Source organism: Streptomyces sp. A1136 (assembly GCF_004795055.1).
Lineage (GTDB): Bacteria > Actinomycetota > Actinomycetes > Streptomycetales > Streptomycetaceae > Streptomyces.
The window spans coordinates 1-22,910 of the sequence record NZ_SSBJ01000072.1; the positions used below are offsets into that span (position 1 = coordinate 1).

Below are 22,910 nucleotides of genomic sequence, written 5' to 3' on the forward strand. Positions count from 1 at the left end.
CCCCAGCGACTCCACCTGCAAGTCCGGATATGTGTGGCGCGAGGCAACAGCCAGCGACCTCGTCTGCGTCACCCCGGGCACCCGCGCCCAGGCAAAAGACGACAACGCCCACGCCGCCAGCCGCGTCGAAGAGAGCGCACAGAACCCGGACACGTGCAAGTCGGGGTATGTATGGCGTGAAGCCACTGGCTCCGGTGACCACGTCTGTGTCACTCCGGGGGTCCGCGCCCAGGCACAGGACGACAACGCCCACGCCGCGGCGAGGCGGGTCAGCCCCAGCGACTCCACCTGCAAGTCCGGATATGTGTGGCGCGAGGCAACAGCCAGCGACCTCGTCTGCGTCACCCCGGGCACCCGCGCCCAGGCAAAAGACGACAACGCCCACGCCGCCAGCCGCGTCCAGCAGTAGAGGTTGAAGACCAGTGGATCATGTCCGGCCGCTGCTGCCCGAGGATTGACGGGGGACAGGAGCGGCTGGACGTACTTGAGTTCCGCCACCCGGCGCCGTGAGGGCTCCCAGCCCAGGTTGACACCGGCTCATATGGGAGCGCTTCGCGCCACCGCGGCCGCGCTCGACTAGAGGGCCTCTCCCAGCGCGCCCCTGATCGCCGTCTCCGGCCGCGTCGGCGTCATCTCAGCTGATCACCCGCTGACTCACCACACTCACCCACAGCGGCCTGACGGCCCCGGACGAACCCGCGGTGCTGGCGGTGGTCCGCCAGGCCGTCCGCGATATCCGCACCGCACCGCCCCCACCCCACGCCGATCCGCCGGCGGAACCCGACCATCGCCGCGATGCGCGCCCTCTGACCGCCTCGTCGCGAGCGCGTACGCCATCGGGGGGCTGATGCTCGAAGTCGCCCCGCCTACCTGTCCGACGAGCACGCAGCCGATGTCCTAGCGCTGCTGTGCAACGAGATCGGGGAGGACCTGGAGCAAGGTCTGGCAGCCCGCCGCTATGCCCTGACCGGTGACCGCCGCGCCCTGGACGGCACCGTGTTGTAACTGCTGGCTGGGCAAGCCTGGCTTGCCCAGCCGGGTGGTGACCCGGAGGGGCGGTCACCGGTGAGTTGTTCGGTGACATTTTTGGTGAGTGGTGACTGACGAGTGGTGAGCGGGTGCGCGGGGCCGCGCACCCGGTTGTGGCCTGGGGGAGGGCGGGGTGGGCCCGCACTGTGTGCTGGGGTCAGTCGCGGTCCGCAGCGGTGCCGGGGCCGAGGGGTCGCCGGCCGGTGACGGCTTGGTGGGCGTCGGTGGCGGCCTGGGTGGGCGGGGCCATGTCGGTGCCTTCGGCGGCGAGTCGGGCTCGGCGCGGGCCGTGGGGTTCGGTGGTGGGTGGGGTGGGGCGGGGGCCGGTGCCCAGTGGGCGGCGCTCGGTCATGCGGGTCAGTCTCCCGGCGTCCGGCCCGCCCCCGTCAACCGGGGGGAAGCCAAGGGGGAAGCCTGGGGGGAAGCCTCGGGGGAACCTGGAGGGGGAAGCCTAGGGGGAAGGCGTATTTCCTGCGGGTCTGCATTTTGCCTGGTCAGCACACCATTCACCGTTGGTGAGTAGCCGGACTTATATGTCTGGAGAGGTAGGAGGGTGCTGTGCCGGCCAGGGTTGGGCGGGGTGCCCGAAGGGCCCGGGGTCGTGCTGTGTGGGTCGCTGTGGTGGCGTGATCGCTGGCGGCTCGGGGGGCACGGTGCGGGTTCGGACTGCGGGGTTACGGGCGATCGGTGCGGCGGCGGCCCTGGGCTTGTCGTGGTGTTGGCGGGCTGCGGGAGTCCTGAGACGGACGCGAAACCCGCTGTGGGGCCGTCTGCGGCGCCCGCGTCGTCGGCTGCGCCAGATCCTCAGGCGGCGGAGCGCGCGGCCGTCCTGGAGGCGTACAGGGCGATGTCGGCGGCGGAGGAGCGTTCGTACGCGGCGGCGAAGGTGGACCCCGAACTGGCGCGGTACGCCACGGACAAGGCGCTGGCGGAGGTCCAGGCGACCGTGTTCTGGCACCGGCAGGACGGCACGACGATGCGCGGCACCGTCAGGCACACGCCGGTGGTCTCCACCCTCGACACCGCCTGGGACCCTCTGCGGGCGACGGTGACGGACTGCGCCGACACCGCCGACTACAACGAGATCAAGACGGACGGCTCCCAGGTGCCGTACTCGGGCTCGCGGCGGCACGTGGTCACCTCGACCGCCCAACGCCCCCGGAACGGCCCCTGGCTGATCTACACCTCCACGATCGAGCGGGAGGGCTCGTGCTGAGCCGGCCCTGTCTGGGCGTGGCCGGCCTCGCGGCCGGGCTGCTCTGGGCGGCCGCCCTCCCGTTCGCGGTCGCGGGCGGTCCCGGCGGCGGGGTGGTATGCCCACCGAAGAAGCTCAACTGCGAACTCACAGCTCAGGAGCCGGGCAAGCCGGGCGTGGGCAAGCCTGCCCGGGTGGTGGGCAAGCCCGCCTCGGAGGCGGGCTTGCCCACGTGTGCGATCGACGGCCGGGAGGTGCCGTGCTCCACGCCGGAGATGGGCCGGTTCAGCTCGGCGGACTCCTGCTACTGGAAACCCACGGACGGCCCGGACGGGGGCCTGCCGGCCGGGTTCGACACCGGCGCCCCGGAGGGCTGGGGGCCGGGCGATCCGGGCGGGGCGCTGTACCTGGTGACCTGCCCGACCGGGGACGGTGACGTCCGCGGCGGCATCCGCTGGTCACCCACCGGCCCCGCCGACGGCGGCGTCGACGTCCAGGCGCTCGCGCAGCAGGCCGTCGAGCAGCTGCGCCTGGAGGGCCCGGACATCGGGATCGCGCCCCGCCCGGACGGCACGGGGCTGGTTGGCATGCCGGTGTGGATGTGGAACAAGCCGGGGCCGACGCGGACTGGGCCGACGTCGGCGGCCGCGTCGGCTGGCTCGGTCACCGTCACGGCCACCGCCCGCGGGGCCAAGATGGTGTGGTTGATGGGCGCGGTGATCACCTGCACCGGCCCCGGCACCCCCTACGAGCCTCGGTTCGGCAAGCAGAAGTCACCGGACTGCGGCCACATGTACACGGCCACCAGCGCCCGGGCGCCCGGCGGCCGCTACCGCGTCACCGCCACCACCACATGGGACATCCAGTGGGCCGGCGCGGGGCAGAGCGGCACGCTCACCACTACCCGCCAGAGTCCTACGAGTCTCGCGAGTGGTGAGCTCCAAGTCCTCAACGTGCCTTGACCTGGGCTTGGAAGAACTCACCACCTCGTAGTGGTGACTACAGAAGCATTCTGTGTGGGAAATTCAGAAGTTGATGCGGGGCTATCGCCGCCCGCAGGCAGTCGTGACGCCCCCGCAACTGGACGGTGCAGTGTCGCGCATCCTGATGTACCGGGCAGCGGAGGAATGGGCGGGCGGTCAAGACAGCGACGTGGGTTTGCGGGGTGGGGGTACGGCTCGTAGGAGTTCCCAGAGGGGGCGGGAGCCGGCGGCCCATTGGGCCAGGAGGTGGCGGTCGACCAGGTGCAGGTGTTGGGACTTGGCGAAGTCGGTGGCGTTGGTGGTGATGCGGCCGTTGGTGAGCATGACCAGGACGTCGCCGCCGTGGATCTGGCGGCCGGTGCCGTTGAGGACGTGGAGGTCGGGGGTCCCGACCGGCTTTCCGGCCCAGCCGGCCTTGCGGTGTTTGCACTGGATGACCCAGCGCCGGCCGTAGGGGTCGGTCGCTTTGACGTCGGCGCCGTTGTCGCCGCGGCCGCCGACCTGCTGGGCGTCGGTACAGCCGTCGCGGTGCATCAGGTCCCTCACCGCGAACTCGAACTGTCGGTGGTGGAGACGGTCGAGTTGCTCGACTGCGTAGCGCAGGCCTTGTGAGCGGACCCGCTCCCACTGTGCGGCCTCCTTTCGCCGCCACACCCACACGCCGCTGGCGACCGCGGCCGCCAGGAGCGCGAGCACCACCACCCAGGGATGCTCGGCCAGCCACCGCAGCACCCCCACCACCAGGCTCAGGGCCACGGCGCCCGCCAGAGCGATCAGCCCGAGCTTCTCGATGTCGGAGTTTTTGCGCCTGCGGGGACGGCGGCCGCGGCCGGGACGCCGCGCGGGCGGACGCCGGGTCACTGGCCGCTGCCCGGGCTGGGGAAGACGATCGGATAGGAGACTGTCGGCGTCGGCACCACGACCGGCTTGTCCCAGCCAGGCCACTTGATCGGGTACACCGTCGACTGCGGCCCCGGCAGCTGTTCCACTGGCGCGGCACCGCCCATCGGCTTGCTCCCGAAGACGAAGATCGCCAGCCCGAACATGACGAGCAGGCCGACCTGCTTGCTCGAACCGGCCGGGTTCCGCCAGTGCGCCCGGACGATCGAACCGTTGCGTAAGTGCTCCCGGACAGAAGGCATTGAGGGATCCCCTCCCAGTCAGGCTGTGCTCCCCGCGCAGCAGGCCCCATGAAAGCACTTGGCACTGACATCACGTCAGGGTGCGGTGACCTTGGGTGATCATCTTCGGGCTACGGCCTAGCGCCAGCCCTGGTGCACGGGCTGGCGGACCCGCCCCCCCCCCGCGGGAATTCATTCCTTCGAAGGCGGCCGGCGCATCACCGCCCGGGCCCGGTCTGGTGGTGGTTGGGTGTGGGGGTGGATGCGTGGTGGGTGGATCGTCGTGTGTACGGGGTGGAGCCGAGCGAGCGGGACCCGGGGCCGAAACCGGTGCACGTCTACGTCGAGCTCGGTCCCCTGGACGGGATGCTGTTCGACGTCACCGGCTGGCCTCCTTAGGAGGTTGTGGACGGGGCGATGTCGATGTCGGAGCACGGCCGGTTCGGGCCGGGTGGTCGGTCCGAGTACGAGCCGGTCGAAGCGGACGCCGGCGCCGGCGGTGTCGGCCGGTTCCTGTGGCGGGGCGACGTCCTCTAGCCGCAGGCTGGCCGGCTGGGGGCGGTACGGCGGGCCGCTTGTGGTGTCGATCCGTCACTCGTCTCGCTACTGCCCGGCGTCGAGTTGTTGTCGGGCGGCGGTGATGCAACGGTTTGCGGCGCGGATGCTGAGGTTGTCGCGGGCGGCGAGCCAGGCCGCCCTCTGAGGTGCGGGTCCTACTTGCGGGTATGGGTTCGTGGCCCGGGGGCTTCTGGTAGAGGTGGTCTCGATCGGGTGCGCGAGAGCCGGGAAGGGAGTGGGTCGGGTGGATGTTCTTCGGCCGCGGATGGTGGTGTGTTCCTTCTGCGAGGCGGCGCCTGCTGCCAGCGCGGTGCGGACGCTCGTTCTCTGGGGAGGGCGTTTGACGGTTACCTGGCATGACAGGACGTGTCCGCACTATCTCGCCGACCGGGTGTTGGCCGGCAGGGAGTTTTGACCACGACGCCGTCGGTCTCTGGGCCAAACGCGAGGGGGTGGTCGTGTTGACGAGCTGAGCCTGGGGGGAGCTTGCGATCACCACAGTGCGACGTTTCGACAAGTTCGAGGCGGCGAAGTTCTCAGCTTCTGCTTGGAACCCTTCGTCGACCATCTCAGCAAGCAGCGGGAGGAGGTCATGATCGAGCACTTGGCCGGAGGCTTTCGTCGCGCCGGAGAACTGGACTCGGCTGAAGACTTCATGGCGGGGTGGATGGCCGCGATCCAGCACGTTGGAGAGCAGTAGCGGGTGTGCGGGCGTGCAGCTGAAGGGGGAAATGAATGTCCGGTCGTGACAGGTTTCTGGCGGCGGTTCAGGCATGGGTAGAGCGTGAGGAGGTCAGTGATCCGTGGACTGATCCGCTGGAGACTGACTCTGTTCTGAAGAAGGCGCTCCGGTCCTACCCGCCCCCGGCCCCCGCGCCGCCTGCGAATCCGGATGGGCCGACACCACAACAGCAGTGGAAGTGGCTGCAAGACTTCTTGGCTAAGACGTCCAAAAAGGTTGAGGGCGGCGGTAGTTGATGCCGTCATAACAGAGGAAGAGGATGCCGGTCGAACAGCGGATCGGCATCCTCCCAGCCGTCCCTCTTACTGAGGTCAGGACAGCGCGTCAGTTTCGTCGACGGAGATTTCATCTCCTTCTTCTTCGTTGTACTGACTCAATCCGGAGGCAGCTTGCCGGTTGCTTGCCGCGGCCTGTGCCACCGCGTTCATGCGCCGGTCGCCGTGCTGAGTGCTTGCGCCGAACTTCTCGTACAAAACGCTCATGCCGAGGGCGACCGTGATGACGGCCGAGGGGCTGACGCCGAGGCTGACGAGGATGATGCCGGTGGTCAGGGCGGCCAGGTACGCGATCAGGTTCTCTCGGCAGGGGCCGGTAGAGCCTTTAGGCTGGTTCACGGTGCCTCCTTGCGGGGTGCCGGGGCCTGCCGGGTGGTTTGCGACGCCGTGCCGGCAGGCCCCTCCAGACCAGCTCTTTCGGGTGAAAGCGCTGTTGATATGACCCTGCTGTGCTGGAATGACCTGCAGCAAACAGCATCCGGACAAGTCCGGAGAACGTCTCCGAACGGTGCCGCACAGGCGGTCGGGGGCCATGGGGAGGGCCGTGGACGGGCAACGGAAGACCGGCAGGGGGTGGGGGCCCACCCGGGGTGCCTCACCGGAGATCAATGATGTGGCGATCTTGCTCCGTGGATGGCTCGACGAATCCGGGCTTAGCATGACCCGCTTGATCGACCAGTTCACTCTGGAACACTTCCAAGGGCTCAAGAAGGTGCCGGCCCGCTCAACCGTTTCGGAATGGCTCAGCGGCGTGGCGTTGAGATGGGACTTCGTGGAAGCAGTGATCGATATCTGTTCCAAGGATGCTGAAATCGCGCTGTCCCGCCGGCGCCAGGCACGCGTCATCTGGAACGAAGCCGAAAAGGTGGCGCGGGGCCGGCAAAAGACTAATCAGCGACCGGAAGGCATCCGGCCGATCTCACCGGAGAAGCTACTGGCCTGGCTTGGACGAGCACCGGCCGCCCCACCTGCCGAACAGCAGCCAAATAGGTCAACCCAATCCACCGCACGTCGAATCTCGGAATACGTATCGGGGGGAAACCTAACGGTCCTTGCTGAGGGCCTGCTCGACAACCTTCACCCGCGAACGTGGGAAATTCTCATCAAGGAACTTCGTGCACAAGGTAAGGAAGTACACGCTGTTCAGCTCATCCAGGAGCTGGGAAGCCGCGGAAACCCACACAAGATCACTCCCATCGTCGAATTCCTCCGTACCGATGGCCATTTTGGGGACGACCGGATTCTACTTGAGTCTATTGCAAAGAAACGAACTGCTCAGGACCTGCTGATCGTCATCGAGTCCTTTCGAAGAGGCAAGCAAATCCTTTCGGCCCATGTCGTCACTGAGAAGATCGGAGTCGTCCGGGATACCTTCGAGACGGTAGAAATCATTCTAGAGTTCAAGAGAATGAAGGAGTCGGAAATACTTGCAGGGATTTTGGAGGGCGCTGGTAAGTGGCGCGATGCGAAAGCGCTTGCTGAGCTGATCAACAGACTGAGGGCGCGCGGCCTTGGGGAAGGAGCCGATTTGGTCCTTCTGGCAGCAGGAGCCGAGAGAGGTGCATCAAGTTTTCCTTCGCTGGTCCAAGCCCTCAAGGACACATGCCAGCCAGGAGACATGATCAAGCTCGCTCATGCAGTCGGATTCCAGCGGGCCCGTCCACGACTCCAACCATTGGAAGACATCCTCTGGAAGACCAATCACCACGACGTCATCACCCTGGTTCGCAGGTTGACCAACTACCACGTCTTCACAAGTCCTTGAACCGCCACGCGATGGTATGCCGCGCGTAGCTCCCACGATGCAGCAGCGGGGTTGTGCGGTTCGGGTGAGCGGGTTGCTGACTGGCTGGCTCACTGGACTGCGCAGGAAGCGACGCTGCCAGTCGTCTGACCTGCGAAGCTGCGACATTGTGGGTGGTTGTCCAGCAAGCCGCAGCTGGTGTCTTTCTGGGTGGGTGTTCGGTTTTGGGCTGGTCAGGTCAGCGGGTGGCGGCTTGCGGGGGTGGTGTCACCGGGGTGAGTTGAGCTGGACAGGGACACGCGGTGTCGCACCGAACGCCGCATCGCCGCCTGCGGTTGGGTAGCGGTGCTTAGAAGGGGTCCAGATTTCATCCGGAAGCTATTTTGAAGCACATGGGTCACCCGATCCATGTGGTCTTGGTGGCGAGGGCCGGAACCGTCCCTGGGTGGAGGCGGGTGGGCGGCTCTTCGGGGATGGGGGATGCTTGGCGGTATGACGGATGTGGAGTTGGAGTCGCTTGCCCGGATGTGGGATGAGCACATGAAAGTGCCTTTTCCTCGTGCCGCGTACTGGTCTGTGGTCGAGGGTGAAGACATGGTGCTGTTGGATACAGAGACTGCGGGCTGTGTGATTTCGACCTTGGAGGGTCGGTTGGACGACAGGCTCTACCGGATCCTGCTTGGGTGTCTCGCGGCCTTGGACAAGGTTTTGCCGTTCATAGATGACGAAGAAGCCGTCAGGTATTACAGGCATCTACGTGACACAGCTGCATTCGTAGCCGGCACCCACCCCGCGGGTGCCGCATAGCAACACATGCTTGCACCGGTGAGCCGCGACCGGCGTTCAGCACGCCGCGACCAGCCCTGGGAACTCCACAGGCCGGGAGCCAGCCATGCCCCCTCCCTGCTGCCAGCCGCCCGCGGAGCGGGCTGGTCCTGGAGGCGGAGCCGGAAGGACCCCGGGGTGGGGGAGCGGAGCGGACCCACCCCACGGGCCGTAGGCCCGGACCCCGTGAAACGGGGGGTCATCTAGGCCTGCGGAGCAGGCCATTCGGAGTGGAGCGAAGCGGAACCCCGAACCAGTCCGGAGCGAAGCGTAGGACTCCGGCCCGAAGGGCCGGCTCTGGTTCGGCGAAGCCGAACCCCGTCGAGCGTAGCGAGGCGGTTCTCTCCTGAGCGCGCAGCGCTCAGGTACCCGCTCCGCGGGTACCTGAGCGCTGCGCGCTCAGGAGAGAACCGCCTCGCTGCGCTCGGCTGGGCTCGGCTTCGCCGAGCCAGGGGCGGCCCTTCGGGCCGGGGTCCTGCGCTTCGCTGCGGACCTGCTTCGAGTCCGCTGCGCTCCCTCGAAGCTGACCCCGTTTCACGGGGTCCAGGCCTTCGGCCTGTTCGGGGTGTCCGCTTCGCTCCCACCCCGGGCCTTCCGGCTCCGCCTCCAGGCCGAAGGGCCCGCAAGCGGGCCCGGCCGGCAGTGGGGTGCGTGGTGGTCGTCTCGTGCCGGCCCCGCCTGGGCTTTCCGATGACGTCCTCACTCGCCACCGGTGAGCTGGCGCCCAAGAGTCCTCAAGCGTTCGGATTCCGGACGGGGGTCTCGTCCTCGGTCCGGTCACCGCCCCTGGACTTGGTCTCCATCGCCCGCCTGGCATCATGGATCACCTCGAGCGCTGGACCGCACCCTTCCGGGAGCCCTTCCACCACCAGCCTGACGGCTTCCTCAACAGTGTCGGCCGTCCTCACCGGAATGTCCCGGTCCCACAGGCAGATCACACGCCAGCGACCTTCTCCGAAAGGAAAGACGCTCGGGACATCACTTCCTGGAGCGGAAACCGTAAGCCGGCGGAACTGCAAGGATCCGTGGCTGACCATGGGAAAGAGAGAGCTCAGTTGCGGGGACCGAAAGGCCGCCTCCACCAGAGTCTGGTCCACAAGCCGGTCAGGCAGCCGCCGGACGCTCTCCCACTCATAGGCGGCCCCTGTACCCTCGTCGTGCGCCAGAGCCTTCGGGCTCACCATCAGGAACTCCCACCTGGCGGCCATGTCTGCCAACGGCATCCCTGCCTGCCAAGCCTGAGCAACCTCAATCACGACCTCCAAGGACCCCACCGCACCCACAGCCGCGTCACCCACAAGGGGAAGCCTCAGCGTCACCCCAACTTCGCGGCGTTCAGGCCGGAGGCTCACTTGGACATCCCCGCACTCCGCCTCCAAGGCAGCCACAAAGTGGCGTGACAACCCCTTAGGTGGATACGCCTCGCCCAGTCCGACCAACCTCACACCCATCCGCCCGGCGGCAGCCCGCAGCGCGGCCGTCAGATCCCCTCCACAGGCCGCCACCTCCGGGTACCTCTCAGCATCAGGCCTCATCACCGAGTTACCTATACCAACCCCCACAACCAGAAAAATCCAGAATAACCACCCGCCGCCTCCATCCCGACTCACAACACTGATTCACTCCGACACCCGGATAAACTCAGGAACCAGCGTCGAGTCCCCGCCCCGACCGAACGGCAGGACTGGTGTCGAGGATCAGTGCAACTGCGCAGTACTCAACCAACCTGCGCAGCCAGACCCCGGCCTAGGAACTCCGAAGGTCAGCAGCCAGCCCACCCCGCTCTCTGCGCAGATTCAATGAGCCAATACAGCCGCCAGCCCGCTCAGTCAAACTGCACAGTCGCAGGTCAGAAGCGTGACGGCTACTCAGTTCTGACCGGCGACAGGTCAGAAGGGCGGTGGCGTTTCCTCCATCGTCAGGGCGGCGAACCAGGCCGTGTACGCGGCCCTGCGGGAGCAGCCGGCGGCGGAGCGGGGCGTGGCACGGCAGCCGTCCGGACCGCATTCGACCGGTTGGCCGTCACAGGGGCGGAGGGCTCGGCGTTCCGTGAGAGCGGCGGATACCTGGGCGAGGCGGCAGTCTGGCAGCGCGTCCCGGTTAGCAGGATTACGGAACGAGTAGCTGCCGTCGTCGGTCCGGACGCCGTGGGCATCAGTACTCCACCGGGAAGGGCCGGCCGGGCCCTGGTGCCGCAGCACGGCCGCAGCCAGCCGCCCTGGTTCGGCAGCGGCAAGGCGGTCCCGCAGGCACGCGGCAAGCCGTTTGCCCGCGCCAGCCGGCACGTCACCATCCCCGAGCGCGGGCAGCAGCAGGAGCAGCCGGGTGTCAGGGTCGGTCGTCGTCCCGCCAGGCAGGCCATTGTCGGCCACACCAACCAGTTCGTCCCAGGACAGGGCCGGTCCCCTCCAGTGCCCGTCATCGCGGGCGAGAAACTCGGCCTCCACCCAATCCGGGTGATGGACGACATAATCGACTCCGACGTCCTCGGCGGCGTTCCGATAGACGACATGCAGGCGCAGCCCGTCGGCGAGCGGGACCGTGAACACCGGCTGGTCGGCCCCAGCCCACAGCCGACGCGAGAACGCCCGCAAGCCAAACGTGTCGTGATGCCCCAACCATGAGCGGGGCGTCCCACCGCGCAGGCAGGCATCCAAGTGCCCCCACCAGAACAAAGGCTCCTCCAGGAGCTCCGGACGATGGGCGTAGGGCCCGGAATCGTCAAGGAACAGCCGGGCCGGATGCAGATCAGGAAGCGCAGACACACCCCAATGATCACGCAGGGGTACGACAACAGCCCCGCAGGGCTCCCCGAGCCAGGGCACGCTCGGAAGCAGGACAACGGAACCCGCGAACAAGCAAGCTCACGGCAGCCAGCCACCTCCCAGACCAGCGACTGACCGCAGCCCTCCGGGCGTGACTAGCACATGCCATGATCTGCGGATGAGCGAGTACTCCTGGCCCGGGGAGAACGGCAGGTACATGCCCGACGCCGCCTCGGCCTGGGCCGAGACCGTCCGCGTTCTGCCCGTCGGTACCCGCATCACAGGTGAGGTCATCGGCCGGCAGCCTTTCGGAGTCTTCCTCTCCATCGATGGCCGCCCCGACGCCGTGGTCCTGGCCAGGATCGACAGGATGCCCAGATGCATGGAACTGCCAACCGTGGGGCAGCAGGTCACCGGCCAGGTCGTCTGGCACGCCGACCACAACCACCAAGTAGGAGTCGTGCTCGGCGAGTGGGCCGAGCACGAAAACCTGCTGCCTCGCTTCCGCGTCGGTCAGGCCGTCAGCGGACGCATCACGAAGATCGCGCCCATCGGAGTTTTCGTGCACCTCGACCACTGCGTCGAGGGACTCATTCCACTCACCGGGCCGACCCCGACCACGGAGGCCTTCACCGAAGGCCAGGAGATCTCCGTACAGATCATAACGGTCGACCACAAACGGAACCGGATCCATCTCGGCGAACCCATAGCTCCTGAACTCTGCACCGCGCAGGTCCCGCACAACCTCTTCCGCACCCGCCACGACCCGCAAGACACGGCCTAAGCGACCACCACGCCTACAGACTCAGCTCTCAGCCTTCACCCGAATTCGGCGTCGCTCTTCAGCGCCAGTTCCGCGTCCAGTCTTCAGCCCGGGCACACACCAACAGCAAACCACGAGGCCAGACACCATGGACCCCAACTGAAAACAGAACCCCGAACCACTGAAAACTCAGCGCCGATCATCACGCGCCGGCTGAGGAACCGCTGCGCCCTGTCCGGCTGGAACGTCATCGCTTGTCACCGTCAAAGCCGCAGCGACTTGTCACCAGCCCCGCCATGCCGAGCACGAACAGCAGTCCATAGCTACGGGCAACAGCCGACCCCCCGCGGAGGCCAAGCCGCGGAGTGCGCCACGACATGACCACAGAGTATAGGATCGGCTACGGACTGTAACTCGACTACTCCAGGAACACCATGAGCGATTTCATGTTTTCCCCCGGCCTACTCAGCGCCTCCGAGGACATCTCCGGCAAACCCCGCGACACCCTTTACAACGGCAGCGTCGACAGTCAGCAGTGGCCGACCTGCTACGTCTACGCCGAGCGGGGCTGTACGGGGGAACGCAAACCCCTGGACGACATGGACATCGACAACGACTACCTCAAGAGGATCGGCTTCAACGACAGGATCTCGTCGATCTCCGTCGCTGCGGGTCGACGTCTGACCGTCTTCACGGAGCCGAACTTCCAGGGAAAGTCCCAAGTTCTGGACCCGGACCCCAGGGGTTTGAGCTGGCGCAACTACGACCTCAGCGTGGACTTCAACGACACGATTTCTTCGATCCGGATCGAGAAGGTTGCACAACCGCGGTAAGAGGTGCGGGATCGCCTCCGCATAGGCAAGCGATGCGGCACGTCCAATGGGGCTCCCGAAGCTGATCGCCGCCGACACCCGCTCGAACCGGACCATGCGGCCTCGCGGCTCGGGGTATGCAGTGAGCTCCACTAGCCAGCGCCAGCCGCCGCTGAACATCACCTGCCGCCCTAGCCCAGCCAGCACTGCAAGTGGTTCACCCGAACGGGGGCCGTATGCCGCAGCCTCGTCGGGGGTGCGCGGCAAACCCGGTAGAACTGGCAACCTCCGCCAGCACCGCCTGTCACTCGGCTGCGGCGGGGACTGGGACGGCTTGGAACGGGGCGCGATCACAGGTCAGGGCCCAGAGAACGTTGTTTGGGCCGGTTCGAGTGGCGCGGCCCGTGACTGCGGCGCCCCGCGCCCTCGACCGGCGAGGTGCCGTACCTCACTGCCCAGATGCAGTACGGCGCCTCACCGAACGGTCTGCCAGCTCGCGGTACCGGACGTCGCCTGACTCCATCCAAGGCCCCGGCGGCACCGTACCCCGATGCCAGTGATACTGCGCATACGCAACGGGTCCGCAGAAACTTTCAGGCATGTATGCGCAGTTCACTGGCTCATGGGAGGAGGTGTCAGTCGTTGCGGTCAGTGGCTGACGCCGGGGCGGCCGCATCCACAGGGGTGGGGGCGGTGGGACGGTCGGAGCGGCAGCGTTGCTGCTCAGCTGTGGTCATCGGGCCGGTGCGCTGGTAGATGCGGTCGGGGACCAGGGGGGATGGTCCGTCGGTGACGACGTGCAGGCGGATTTGCTTGTCGAGGTCGTCGGTGTTGCTGATGAACCAGCCGTCGGTGCGCTGGCGGCCCGGCTGGGCTTCGATCCAGCTGGCTTCGCCGGCTTCGATGGTTTCGTGGATCTTGCGGTCGGTGGTGGTGGTCCAGCGCCATGGCGGGGCGCCATTGTTGGTGATGCCGGCTTGGAACTGCTGGTTGAGGTTGTCTTTGAGGTTGGACAGGCGGTCGATGCCTGCTTGCTGGCTCAGGTTGTCCTGGGAGCGTCCGGTGAAGTGCACGGGGCGGTCGTGCCCGATGGTGTTGCGGGTGCAGTTGAGGTAGGCCTCGCCGATGACGCGTGCTGTGTCGTAGTAGGTGTAGGAGTAGGTGTTGTCGACGGTGTAGGTGCAGTTGCTGCGGGCGTTGGCGCAGTGGTCGGCTGCTGTGCGTGTGTCGATGCGGTCGTTGCCCTCGAACGCTTCTGGGGTGGGCAGCCGGTTTTTGGATACCGTTTTGTCCACTGCGGGCGGTAGGTGGGTGGCGCGGAGTTTGGCGATGAGGGGACCGCATTCCCAGCGTCCGGTGGTTTGGGCCGAGGCGAAGGTGATGAGCGGTTCGTTCTCGTTTGCTGTGAAGGTGTAGGTGCGGCCGCGGTGCCAGAGGGTGCTGTTCGGGTCGGTGGTGAACTGTTGCTGTGGTCCGCCGGACCCCTGGAGGGTGTAGGGCTGGCCGGCCGCGATCTGGGTGTCGGTACAGGCGCCGTTACGGCGCAGCGTGTTGTCATCGAAGGTGACGGTGACCTGGGCGCCGGCCCGTACACCGCGCAGGCGCTGGCTCACGCTTTGGTCGGTGGCGCGTTTGTTGCGCAGCAGCAGGGCGGGAACGTTGTCGGGGTGGGCGGCGTCCGCGGGCAGCAGCCGGTAGGGGTACTGCACGCTCCAACCCTTGAGCTTGTCTGCGCTTCCGCTGGCGGTGAAAGACGGCTCGGTGAAATCCGCGTTGATCACGGGAACGTCGCGGGCGGGCTCGGCGGCGGTGGCCGTCGGGGCGGTGGCGGCCGCCGCCGCGAATACGATGCCGGCCAAGGCGACACAGAGCGCGGGTGCCCCCGTTGGGCGGTGCTGGGCTGATGAAGAGCGGATCACCGGGTCTTGCCTGCCTCTCCTTCGAGACGGGCCGGGAGCGGGGTCAGGCCGTCCGCGGGCTCCGGCATGGACGGGGCGCCGGCCGGCTCCGGGGCCGAGGTCTGGTCCTTGGGTGCCTGCAGGGAGCGGCCGTGGGAGGACAGGGAGCGGTCGTCGTCTGCCGCGGTGCGGCCCAGGGGGCGCAGGCGGTCGCAGGTGTCACCGGGTGCGGTGTTGGTGCGGGCGATGAAGGAGCTGCTGTTGACGGTGGAGGGGCCATCGACGATGACGTTGGTGACGCGCTGGCCGCGGTTGGTGGTCAGGGTGCCGGAGATCCGTTCCATGGCGGCGCTGGCGCCGAAGACCAGTACGTCTCCGCGCTTGACGGTCATCTGGTACTTGGTGGACTCGGTGTGTGTGGTGGTCCAGGTTTTGGAGTACTGGGCTTTGAACGCGGCGGAGAAGCTGGCTTGCAGGCCGATCTGGGCGCCGAGTTTGCCGCCGGCGTTGGCGCCGGCCTTGGCGCCGACCTCGGCATTCGGCCCGTCCTTGAGGTTGGGTGTCTTGGCGGTGGCGTGGCCTTCGCCGTTGACGCCGGCCGAGACCTCGCCGGAGGCGTTGATACTGCCCTGCACGGCGATGGAGCCGGTGATCTCCCCGCCCAGGTTGTCCTGGCTACCCGTCTGCAGTTGGATCGTGCGGTCCACCGTGATGTCGTTCTTGGTGCAGTTGACGACCGCGTTGCCCAATGATTTCACGGTGCTGAAGAACTGCTGCGGCTGATCCACGGCATCGATCTTGAAACTGCAGCCGCTGGGCGTGCCGGCGCAGTAGCGCACCACCGGCTCGATGGACGCCATCGGCTTGTTGTTCTTGTCGTATGCCTGCGCCTGCGGGATGGCCGGGCGAGCCGCCGTCTCCTGGGCGGGGGCGGGGCTGGCGGCCAGAGCCGCGGACTGCGGCAGGAGCGCGGTCAGCGCCAGCGCGGCGGCGGGCAGCAGGACGGGGCGTCGGAGATGGCGGCTGCGGGAGGGGCGGGCGGTGTTGTTCACTGGGCCATCAGCTCGCAGATGTCGGTGAGAGAGGGGTCGCCGGTAGTGGAGGGCGGCAGGGTGTCGGCGAAGTCGGCGCAGGCGTGGTCCACGGCGGTGCCGGCGTTGTTCTGCGGCTCGGGATGGAAGTCCCGCAGCTTGCGCTTGGTGTCGTCGATGCCCTGCTCCTTCTCGCGCTGGTCGCCGACGAGCTTGCTCATGCAGTCCTTGGACTGCGGCGGGCAGGAATCCACCTGGCCCTGTGCCTTGGAGATGTCCTTCTTCGCGGCCTCGGAGTCCTTGGTGACCTGCTCCCGCCCGGAATCGGCGTCCTTCTCGCCCTTTTCGCGCTTGGCCTCCTGCTCCTTGTCCTTCTGCTCCTGCTGGCACTGCTTGTCGTCGGGGGCACACTCAACCGGAAGCGGCGCGGCCGGCGCGGCAACGGCCCCGGCCGAGGGCGCCGCGTAGAGAGCGCCGGCACACATCACGGCCGCGATGGCCAGGGCCCGGCGAGCCCAGACGCTACGAACACTCACGATGGGTTCCTTTCGAAGAGGCGACAGGGTCAGTACGCGAAGGTGCCGTTGCCGACGCAGCCGGCGGCCACACGGTTGACACCGCTGCCGGCGGGCAGCACGGTGACCGGCTTGACGGCAGTGGCCGTCGTGCCGTCACCCAGCTGCCCGTTGCCGTTGTAGCCCCAGCCGATGACGGACTGGTCCTCGCGAACTGCGACCGTGTGCAGGTTTCCCGCGGCGATGTCCCGGACGTTGTCCAGTCCCTCGATGCGGACCGGGGTCGTGCGGTTGACCGCCGTGCCGTCGGCGAGTTCGTATTCGGTGTTGCGGCCCCAGCCCTTGACGCTGCCGTCGGACAGGAGTGCCACGTGGTGGCTGCTTCCTGCGACGAGCTTCTCGACACCTTCCAAATGCTTCACGTCGACCGGTGTGCCGCTGTCGACGATGGTGTCGTTGCCGAGCTGGCCGCTGCTGTTCAGGCCCCACGCCTTGACGGTGCGGCCGGCGGTGAGCACGGCGGCATGCGAGTTCCCCGGTGCGAGCGTGAGCACCTCAGCCAGCCCCGGCACCTGCTGGGGTGTATTGCGGTTCGTCGTGCCGCCAATGCCGAGCTGCCCCTTGTCGTTGCTGCCCCAGGTCCATACGGTGCCGTCCTGGCGCAGCGCCATGCTGAACTGGCAGCCGGCGGCGACGGCCTTGACCTTGTCCAGGCCCTGGACGGCGACGGGCTTGGGAGTGCCGGTGTCCTTGGCGCTGGTGCTTCCGTCCCCCAGCTGGCCGCTGTCGTTGCGGCCCCAGGCCCACACCCGCCCGTTCTTCAGCACCAGCGCGTGATTACAGCCCACCGCCAGGGACTGCACGCCGCTGAGGCCCACGACGGCGGCGGGGAACGAACGGGCCTTGACAGTGCCGTCTCCCAGCTGCCCCTGGGCGTTGTCGCCCCAGGACTTGAGCGTGCCGTTCTTCAGCAGCGCCACCGCGAACGGCCCGGTGGCTCCGTTGCCGCCGGCGGCGAGCTGCTTGACGTCCTGGCGCGCCAGTCCCTGGACCGGGCCCGGGGTCTGCAGGGCCACGGTCGAGCCGTTGCCCAGCTCACCGGAGGCATTCGCCCCCCAGCTGTATACCCACGGATCAGGCGAGGTGTCGGCCGCCGACGGGGAGGCGCCGCCCGCGAGCGCCGCGAGGAGCATGGCCGCGGTCGCTGACGCTGCGCCGGCGGTCCGCAGCCGGCGGTGGCGGGCAGGAAGGTGGGTCTGGTTCGTGTTCACGGTGGTGTCCCTTTCCGGGGTGCTGACGGGGTGCTCAGTAGGCGTAGCTGGAGTTGCCCGCCAGCGAGGCGGCGACGTGCTGGAGGTCGCCGGTCACCGCTGTCACCAAGGTGAAGCGGTCGGCGTTCGTGCCGTTTCCGAGCTGGCCCTGTCCGTTGGCGCCCCAGGCGACGATCTTTTTGGCGAAGACGGCGAGGTTGTGGCTGCGGCCTGCGGCAATCTCGCTGGCACCCGCCAGCGCCTCGATCTCGACGGGGACGTTGCGATTGGCCCGTCCCGCGTCGTCGCCGGTTTCGGGTTCCAGGAACTGCCCGTAGCGGTTGCTTCCCCAGCCGTAGACGGTCTTGTTGTCGCGGATGGCGAAGGTGTGGTCGGCACCGGCGGTGATGTGGTCGATGTCCCTCAACCACCTGGCCTTGACCGGTTCGCTGCTGCTGGTCTTGGCGCTGCCATCGCCGAGCTGTCCTTGGGAGTTGTCGCCCCAGGCCCACACGACGCCGTCCTCGGTGCGGGCAACGCCGTGGTGGCAGCCCGCCGCGATCTCCGCGACGCCGCTCACGTTCTTGACCTCCTGCGGCACGCTCTGCGCGGCACGCTCACCCGTGCCGAGTTGGCCGTGAACGCCGCTGCCCCACGACCACACAGTGCCGTCCTCCATCAGCGCGAGACTGAAGTCGCAGCCCGCGGCCACCTGCCGGGCCATGGCAATGCCCGGCACCCGCACGGGGGATGCGCTGTCGTCACCAAAGCGGTTGTTGCCCAGCTGGCCGTCCCGGTTCTCGCCCCACGCCCACACCCGGCCCCCGCTGACCGCCAGAACGTGCGCGCCGCCCGCCGACACGTCATCGACACCCTGTAGCCCGCTCACCACACCCGGCACAGCCCGATCGTGCCGAGAGCCGTTGCCCAACTGCCCGGCCGAGTTATCACCCCAGGCTCGTACCGTGTTGTCATCCAGCCGGGCCACGGCGAACGAGGTGTCGCTTCCCGTGCCCCCTGCGGAAATCTCCTTCACCTTCCCCCCGTCCAGGCCGGATACCGGCCCCGGCGACCAGCGGTCGGCGCGGCCCCCATCACCCAACTGACCGCCGTCCCCCGCGCCCCAGCTCAGGACCCCCGGCCCCGAAGCAGCCACCGCCGCCCCACTGGCCGCCGGCCCCGCCAACACGGCAAGCCCCACGGCACCCGCCAAAACCCAGCGGGCACCCCGCCGTTTTCCTGCCGATGTGCGCAACTGCCCCACGTCCCCTCGCTGGAAAACCACATACCGGACCAGGCCGTTCTCGGCGCCCAAGGCAGTTGAGCCGCATGAGCGCCCGGCATAGGCAGGAGTGTTGTGCGACGTGGCGGCGGAGAGGCCCACTACAACGAGATAGTCACTCTTTGCAGTGGATCACTCACTCCACGGAGTTAACTTCTATATACAGACAGCAATCAGTGGTGATACATCGACATATCCAAGGTCCCCTCCCCCACCCTCCACTGCACTGCGCCCCCGCTACCGGCGCTACGCCGGCCCGGCCACTCGCCCTGCCTGCTCACTCGGTCCGCTAGCACAGCCCCCACCGCTGCGAGTTGGCCTCCTGCTCCTTCGGGCTGGAGGGGTCCGGCCGTGACAACATCCGGTCGGCGGCCTGCGACAGCAGGACCGCCCATCGGCGACGAGGAGAACGAGGAACGCATGGGAGTCACAAAAAAGGTCGTCAAAAAGGAGACGGCGCGAATTTCCCCAGGTCAGACGACACCGTCACGATGCACTACACCGGCACGCTACAGAGGTAAGAAGTTGGACTCCTCCGTGGACAGAGGCACTCCGTTCGTCACCAAAATCGGTGTCGGCCGGGTCATCAGGGGCTGGGAGGAGGGTGTTCCCGCGATGTCTCTGGGCGAGAAGGCGCGTCTCACCGTCACCAGTGACTACGGGTACGGCGACCGCGGTTACCCGGGCCTCATCCCGCCCCAACGCCACGCTCGTCTTCGACGTGGAGCTCCCCAAGATCAACATCTCCTGGCCAGCAGCAGGTGACCGAGGTAGGTGCGGGCCCCAACCCGCCCCCGAAGCTGTGGCCGAGTCCGTTACCTCCGGGCCCTGCCTGCCCTGCCCGAGCCGTCGGCCGGGCGGGGACGGGGCGGTCTGATCTGCACGCGGCAACGCCCGTTCGTACCTGCCGGTTCAGGAGGCCGGCCCACCCGCGAGGGCGGCCGGGATCAGGTGCTGGGGCGCCAGACGCGCACCGCGCGCTGCGCGACGGCGACACGGCCGTTGTCCGAGATCATCGTGCGGGTGGCGCCGTAGCGGTAGCGGAGATCGGTGATCGCGGCCAGACGGCCGCCGGCGAGGACCGCACTTCCGCGCCGCGAACGTGCCACGGCGCACGCCGTACAGCCGGGTGTCCGTCAGCCGGAACCGCTGCGCCCGGCCGCCGGGCTGCTGGACGGTGACGACGGCGCCGGGCTGCTCGGAACTGGCGAACCGCTTCGGCCGGGCGTCCATGGTGAGCGGGGTGTACCAGCGGGTGATGCGCTTCATCTCGATGCCTTCCTGGTCAGAGCCACTGCGGCCCCTCTCCACCCCTTACGGGGGCTCTCGCAGCCGAAAGACAGCAGCAGCACGAAAACTCACCCGTATTGCCCATGTATACGGAGGTATATCCGGGCGGGCGGGCGGCGTCGCACGAGGGTCCGCCCAGGTCGGTAAATCGAACATATGATTGAGTCTGGGTTCTACTCCGTCCCCAGGAGCGCACCATGACCACCCCCACTCCCCCCGTCAGCCGACCGCAGCCCGTCACTTGGTCGCCGAGCCAAACCGGCCCTTGCGCAAAGTGCGGCCGGCCGTGCGCGCGGTACGGCGCTCCTGCCAATCCCCTGTGCGAGACGTGCAGGGCCGCCCGGCAGGCACAGAACGGAGGCTGACCCGCATGTCCGTCCTGCCGCCCGACCTCCCCCGGCTGCGGACGCTGGTCACCTACCTCCGCGGGGAACTCGGCCGCGCCGAGCGGGCGCTGAACGCGGCCGAGGAAGCCGAGGCCGCCGCAGCACGGCGCCGCCCGCTGGCGGAGCCGCCCGCGTGGTTGGTCGAGCGCGCGATCGGCGCCGGCCGCCCGCCCGGCCGCGTCCATATCGGAACGTGCTGGGACACCGGCAAACGCTGCGCCCCCGCCACCGCCGACCAGATCCGGGACCTGCTCGCCCAAGGCGTACCCGCCTGCCCCCCAGTGCCGCCCGGACACCGCACTCGGAGTGCTGGAATGACCACCTCGCAGCAGGGTGGAGGGATGAGCCCCGCCCCGCGCGTCATCGTCTACCCGCCCGACGCCCAGGGCGGGCGCCGCGTCCGCTGCGACGGCGAAATCCTCGGCCGCGCCCTCGGCCCTGGTGATCTTCTGGAGTTCCTGCGCCGCGCCGGCCTCGACCCCGACGACGTCGACTTGGACGACACGCGATTGATCGAGTGGCGCGGCGGCGGACCCACCGTGTGGAGTCCGGAGCAGGGCCCGTTCGCCCCAACCTGGACGACCGAGTACGCCAGGAAGCGTCTGCGTTCGTCTGGGCCTATGTCACCGGCGGCGAGCCGCTCTTCGCGCCACGGCACGTCGAAGCCGAACAGCCCCCGGAGGTTCGCCAAGTCTGGCGGGAGCGCCGGGCGAACACCTGGTTCCAGCTCTCCCGTCCCGACGCTCTGAACCACTACACGGCCCTACGCAGGCTCCTCTGTCAGCATGGCGATGCCCTTATCGAGAAGATCGAATCGGGCACCAGCATGCCCATTCGCTAGGTTCTGTCCGCTCCGCCGACGGCGCCCAGTCGCACCCGGTGGCGCTGGAGGTCGACCTCGGCGACCTTCACCGTGATCAGCTGGCCCTCATCGACAAGCTGATCCGGAGTCTCGGTCGGCTCGTCAGTCAGCTCAGAGAGATGCAGGAACCCGACAACGTCAGGGGCAAGCTGCACGAACACGCCAAAGGGAACGATCTTGGTGATCGGCCCGGTGAGGATTCGGCCGGCCTGATCCGCGAACCGAATGAGTGGATCTTCCTGCAGAGCCTTCAAGGAGAGCGTGACCTGACCGGAGCGCGTCTCGGCGATGATCACCTCAGCGGTGATCCGCTGGCCGGCTTCGACTGCCTCGGAGGGGTGGTTGATCCAGCCCCACGTCAGGTCCGGCACCCGAATGAAGCCGGTGCACAGGCCCTCGGGTTCGCCGTCGACGTGAACGAAGACCCCGAAGTTGTGAACCTCGGAGACCGTCCCGGTGACGACCTGCCCGCGTTCGAGCGCGAGGAGGAAGGACCGCAGGGCCGGGATCTCGCACGCCCTGGCGGAGAGGTGAAGCTGCCCTTCGCGCCAACGCCCGAATTCTTCGGCATCGATCTCCTGGCCGACCTCAAACAGCTCGGATGGATGCTCGATCCGACGCATCGACGCTTCGTGCAGAGGAATCCGACCGATCTCGGTCGCTTCTCCTTCGGCATCCACGAGCTGCACCAGGACGTCCGCTCCGTCGAATCCGATGACCTTCGCCGTTCTCACAACCCCCGGCCGGAGCTGGTTGATCAAGGCCTGCAGGCGAGGGTCAGGGGTTGGCTCGGACATGGAGGTGAGCCTAGTCGGGGCCGACCGCAGACGACAGATTCCGTGCTGACACGACAGTTAGCCTGCTGAGTCACAACTAGTGATCGGACCCCAGACCTGAACTGCTGAAACGGCTACCGCTGCCGCCAACTATCGATCGGAGTCACAAGTGTCCAGGTTGGTGTCGGAGCGTCAGCGAGCCTCGCACCCACCTGGGGGAACGCCGCGCCAGGATGGGGAGCCCCGAGGGCGCTGGCGCCCCGGGCGGAAGGAGACCGCATTGATCACCACGAACGTCCAGCGCCACGGCACAGTCCTGGTCAGCGTCACCGGGGCACTCGATGAGGACGCGGGCGCGGTGCTCCAGCGGGCGGGGGACGACGTCACCGCCGACGAGCGGGACCTCATTGTCGATCTGCACGGCGCGACGTCCATGGACGCCGACGGCCTGCTCCACCTCCTGGCCCTGCACCGGCGGGCGGAGAGCATGGGCTTGCGCGTCCTGGTCGTCGGCTGGCAGCCCCAGCCCCAGCAGCTCATGGCCAACGTCGCCGGCATCCGCGGGCGCGGCTCGGCCACCGGCGAGCGGTACGCAGTGGCGGGCTTTCGCCGGCTGATCGAGGAGCGGGCGCAGCGCGCACGCGACCTCTCGGATTTCGAGGACGGATGGCTGTCCGGCGTCTAGGGCCTGTGTGATGTCGTGATCAGTTCCTGAGTTCTGTCCTCTGCGCGGGGTGGAATCCGGTAGGACTGTGGTCGTGACGCGCAGGCAACTCACCAATGCCCAGTGGAAGTTCATCGAGCCGTT

22 protein-coding genes and 3 pseudogenes are annotated in these 22,910 nt (G+C 67.8%); 12 read left to right on the forward strand and 13 right to left on the reverse strand.

Features of this window, described 5'->3' with window-relative positions; translation table 11 throughout:
- A partial coding sequence (locus E6R62_RS40045; protein WP_206308954.1) for a hypothetical protein occupies positions 1-409 on the forward strand: 409 nt, incomplete at its 5' end.
- A gap of 777 nt (positions 410-1,186) precedes the next feature.
- Here the strand turns inward: E6R62_RS40045 and E6R62_RS36000 are convergent.
- Positions 1,187-1,381 carry a hypothetical protein gene (locus E6R62_RS36000; RefSeq protein WP_136217673.1) on the reverse strand — a complete coding sequence of 65 codons (195 nt, stop codon included), beginning with the start codon at positions 1,379-1,381 and terminating at the stop codon, positions 1,187-1,189.
- Positions 1,382-1,876: 495 nt separating this feature from the next.
- Between E6R62_RS36000 and E6R62_RS36005 the strand changes: the two genes are divergently transcribed.
- Complete coding sequence (locus tag E6R62_RS36005; protein WP_136217674.1) at positions 1,877-2,245, forward strand: hypothetical protein; 369 nt, start codon at positions 1,877-1,879, stop codon at positions 2,243-2,245.
- Complete coding sequence (locus tag E6R62_RS41565) at positions 2,239-3,186, forward strand: hypothetical protein (RefSeq protein WP_240802100.1); 948 nt, start codon at positions 2,239-2,241, stop codon at positions 3,184-3,186. Before E6R62_RS36005 ends, E6R62_RS41565 begins: the two co-directional genes overlap by 7 nt.
- Positions 3,187-3,363: 177 nt before the next feature.
- Here the strand turns inward: E6R62_RS41565 and E6R62_RS36015 are convergent, their stop codons facing one another.
- Together E6R62_RS36015 and E6R62_RS36020 are read right to left on the reverse strand one after the other, a co-directional pair.
- Positions 3,364-4,068 carry a restriction endonuclease gene (locus E6R62_RS36015; RefSeq protein ID WP_136217675.1) on the reverse strand — a complete coding sequence of 235 codons (705 nt, stop codon included), beginning with the start codon at positions 4,066-4,068 and terminating at the stop codon, positions 3,364-3,366.
- Positions 4,065-4,349: a hypothetical protein gene (locus tag E6R62_RS36020; RefSeq protein ID WP_136217676.1), complete on the reverse strand. Its 285-nt coding sequence runs from the start codon at positions 4,347-4,349 to the stop codon at positions 4,065-4,067. Before E6R62_RS36020 ends, E6R62_RS36015 begins: the two co-directional genes overlap by 4 nt.
- A gap of 252 nt (positions 4,350-4,601) precedes the next feature.
- Between E6R62_RS36020 and E6R62_RS36025 the strand changes: the two are divergent.
- Positions 4,602-4,865 (forward strand): annotated as a pseudogene (locus tag E6R62_RS36025) (hypothetical protein).
- Positions 4,866-5,939: 1,074 nt separating this feature from the next.
- On the opposite strand, the gene E6R62_RS36030 reads toward E6R62_RS36025, so the two are convergent.
- A complete protein-coding gene (locus tag E6R62_RS36030) occupies positions 5,940-6,242 on the reverse strand; it encodes a hypothetical protein (protein ID WP_136217677.1) in 303 nt (100 codons plus the stop codon).
- Between the two features lie 328 nt (positions 6,243-6,570).
- Between E6R62_RS36030 and E6R62_RS36035 the strand changes: the two genes are divergently transcribed.
- Both E6R62_RS36035 and E6R62_RS36040 read left to right on the forward strand, forming a co-directional pair.
- Positions 6,571-7,668, forward strand: a complete 1,098-nt coding sequence (locus E6R62_RS36035) for a hypothetical protein (protein ID WP_136217678.1) — start codon at positions 6,571-6,573, stop codon at positions 7,666-7,668.
- Between the two features lie 471 nt (positions 7,669-8,139).
- The gene (locus tag E6R62_RS36040) at positions 8,140-8,454 is read left to right on the forward strand and encodes a hypothetical protein (protein ID WP_240802101.1); all 315 of its coding nucleotides are present in this window, start codon (positions 8,140-8,142) and stop codon (positions 8,452-8,454) included.
- A 752-nt stretch (positions 8,455-9,206) separates the two neighbouring features.
- On the opposite strand, the gene E6R62_RS36045 is transcribed toward E6R62_RS36040, so the two are convergent.
- Together E6R62_RS36045 and E6R62_RS36050 are read right to left on the reverse strand one after the other, a co-directional pair.
- Complete coding sequence (locus E6R62_RS36045) at positions 9,207-10,007, reverse strand: DUF6193 family natural product biosynthesis protein (RefSeq protein ID WP_136217680.1); 801 nt, start codon at positions 10,005-10,007, stop codon at positions 9,207-9,209.
- Between the two features lie 354 nt (positions 10,008-10,361).
- On the reverse strand, positions 10,362-11,237 hold the full coding sequence (locus tag E6R62_RS36050; RefSeq protein WP_136217681.1) for a hypothetical protein: 876 nt from the start codon (positions 11,235-11,237) through the stop codon (positions 10,362-10,364).
- A gap of 178 nt (positions 11,238-11,415) precedes the next feature.
- On the opposite strand from E6R62_RS36050, the gene E6R62_RS36055 reads away from it, so the two are divergent.
- Together E6R62_RS36055 and E6R62_RS36060 are read left to right on the forward strand one after the other, a co-directional pair.
- On the forward strand, positions 11,416-12,021 hold the full coding sequence (locus E6R62_RS36055; RefSeq protein ID WP_136217682.1) for a S1 RNA-binding domain-containing protein: 606 nt from the start codon (positions 11,416-11,418) through the stop codon (positions 12,019-12,021).
- Between the two features lie 413 nt (positions 12,022-12,434).
- On the forward strand, positions 12,435-12,833 hold the full coding sequence (locus tag E6R62_RS36060) for a beta/gamma crystallin-related protein (RefSeq protein WP_136217683.1): 399 nt from the start codon (positions 12,435-12,437) through the stop codon (positions 12,831-12,833).
- A gap of 614 nt (positions 12,834-13,447) precedes the next feature.
- On the opposite strand, the gene E6R62_RS36065 is transcribed toward E6R62_RS36060, so the two are convergent.
- From E6R62_RS36065 to E6R62_RS36085, 5 genes are read right to left on the reverse strand one after another with little or no spacing between them, the layout of a single operon-like run.
- On the reverse strand, positions 13,448-14,671 hold the full coding sequence (locus E6R62_RS36065; protein ID WP_136217684.1) for a hypothetical protein: 1,224 nt from the start codon (positions 14,669-14,671) through the stop codon (positions 13,448-13,450).
- Positions 14,672-14,727: 56 nt separating this feature from the next.
- Positions 14,728-15,762 carry a hypothetical protein gene (locus E6R62_RS36070; protein ID WP_136217685.1) on the reverse strand — a complete coding sequence of 345 codons (1,035 nt, stop codon included), beginning with the start codon at positions 15,760-15,762 and terminating at the stop codon, positions 14,728-14,730.
- Complete coding sequence (locus E6R62_RS36075) at positions 15,759-16,277, reverse strand: hypothetical protein (RefSeq protein WP_136217686.1); 519 nt, start codon at positions 16,275-16,277, stop codon at positions 15,759-15,761. The genes E6R62_RS36070 and E6R62_RS36075 overlap by 4 nt, the downstream gene beginning before the upstream one ends.
- Before the next feature lie 29 nt (positions 16,278-16,306).
- A complete protein-coding gene (locus E6R62_RS36080) occupies positions 16,307-17,527 on the reverse strand; it encodes a chromosome condensation regulator RCC1 (RefSeq protein ID WP_240802102.1) in 1,221 nt (406 codons plus the stop codon).
- 34 nt (positions 17,528-17,561) lie between these two features.
- The gene (locus tag E6R62_RS36085) at positions 17,562-18,707 is read right to left on the reverse strand and encodes a sialidase (protein WP_240802104.1); all 1,146 of its coding nucleotides are present in this window, start codon (positions 18,705-18,707) and stop codon (positions 17,562-17,564) included.
- A 501-nt stretch (positions 18,708-19,208) separates the two neighbouring features.
- On the opposite strand from E6R62_RS36085, the gene E6R62_RS42340 reads away from it, so the two are divergent.
- On the forward strand, positions 19,209-19,553 hold the full coding sequence (locus E6R62_RS42340; RefSeq protein ID WP_368773885.1) for an FKBP-type peptidyl-prolyl cis-trans isomerase: 345 nt from the start codon (positions 19,209-19,211) through the stop codon (positions 19,551-19,553).
- Between the two features lie 182 nt (positions 19,554-19,735).
- Here E6R62_RS42340 and E6R62_RS40050 read toward each other — a convergent pair whose 3' ends face one another.
- Positions 19,736-19,897, reverse strand: a complete 162-nt coding sequence (locus tag E6R62_RS40050; RefSeq protein ID WP_168714292.1) for a hypothetical protein — start codon at positions 19,895-19,897, stop codon at positions 19,736-19,738.
- Positions 19,898-20,448: 551 nt separating this feature from the next.
- Between E6R62_RS40050 and E6R62_RS36095 the strand changes: the two are divergent.
- Together E6R62_RS36095 and E6R62_RS36100 are read left to right on the forward strand one after the other, a co-directional pair.
- Positions 20,449-20,682 (forward strand): annotated as a pseudogene (locus E6R62_RS36095) (hypothetical protein); the annotation flags it as partial.
- A gap of 123 nt (positions 20,683-20,805) precedes the next feature.
- Positions 20,806-21,015 (forward strand): annotated as a pseudogene (locus tag E6R62_RS36100) (hypothetical protein); the annotation flags it as partial.
- Positions 21,016-21,301: 286 nt separating this feature from the next.
- Here the strand turns inward: E6R62_RS36100 and E6R62_RS36105 are convergent.
- Positions 21,302-22,123, reverse strand: coding sequence for a S1 RNA-binding domain-containing protein (locus E6R62_RS36105; protein WP_240802103.1), 822 nt, complete (start codon positions 22,121-22,123; stop codon positions 21,302-21,304).
- 259 nt (positions 22,124-22,382) lie between these two features.
- On the opposite strand from E6R62_RS36105, the gene E6R62_RS36110 reads away from it, so the two are divergent.
- Positions 22,383-22,787, forward strand: coding sequence for an STAS domain-containing protein (locus E6R62_RS36110; RefSeq protein ID WP_136217687.1), 405 nt, complete (start codon positions 22,383-22,385; stop codon positions 22,785-22,787).
- Positions 22,788-22,910: the final 123 nt, after the last annotated feature.

Bases quoted from the DNA above. Each gene is read 5' to 3' on its own strand.
- E6R62_RS36020 (WP_136217676.1), bottom strand. From the start codon at position 4,349: ATGCCTTCTGTCCGGGAGCACTTACGCAACGGTTCGATCGTCCGGGCG.
- E6R62_RS36040 (WP_240802101.1), top strand. From the start codon at position 8,140: ATGACGGATGTGGAGTTGGAGTCGCTTGCCCGGATGTGGGATGAGCAC.
- E6R62_RS36105 (WP_240802103.1), bottom strand. From the start codon at position 22,123: ATGTCCGAGCCAACCCCTGACCCTCGCCTGCAGGCCTTGATCAACCAG.
- E6R62_RS36045 (WP_136217680.1), bottom strand. From the start codon at position 10,007: ATGAGGCCTGATGCTGAGAGGTACCCGGAGGTGGCGGCCTGTGGAGGG.
- E6R62_RS36055 (WP_136217682.1), top strand. From the start codon at position 11,416: ATGAGCGAGTACTCCTGGCCCGGGGAGAACGGCAGGTACATGCCCGAC.
- E6R62_RS36005 (WP_136217674.1), top strand. From the start codon at position 1,877: ATGTCGGCGGCGGAGGAGCGTTCGTACGCGGCGGCGAAGGTGGACCCC.
- E6R62_RS42340 (WP_368773885.1), top strand. From the start codon at position 19,209: ATGGGAGTCACAAAAAAGGTCGTCAAAAAGGAGACGGCGCGAATTTCC.
- E6R62_RS36060 (WP_136217683.1), top strand. From the start codon at position 12,435: ATGAGCGATTTCATGTTTTCCCCCGGCCTACTCAGCGCCTCCGAGGAC.
- E6R62_RS36000 (WP_136217673.1), bottom strand. From the start codon at position 1,381: ATGACCGAGCGCCGCCCACTGGGCACCGGCCCCCGCCCCACCCCACCC.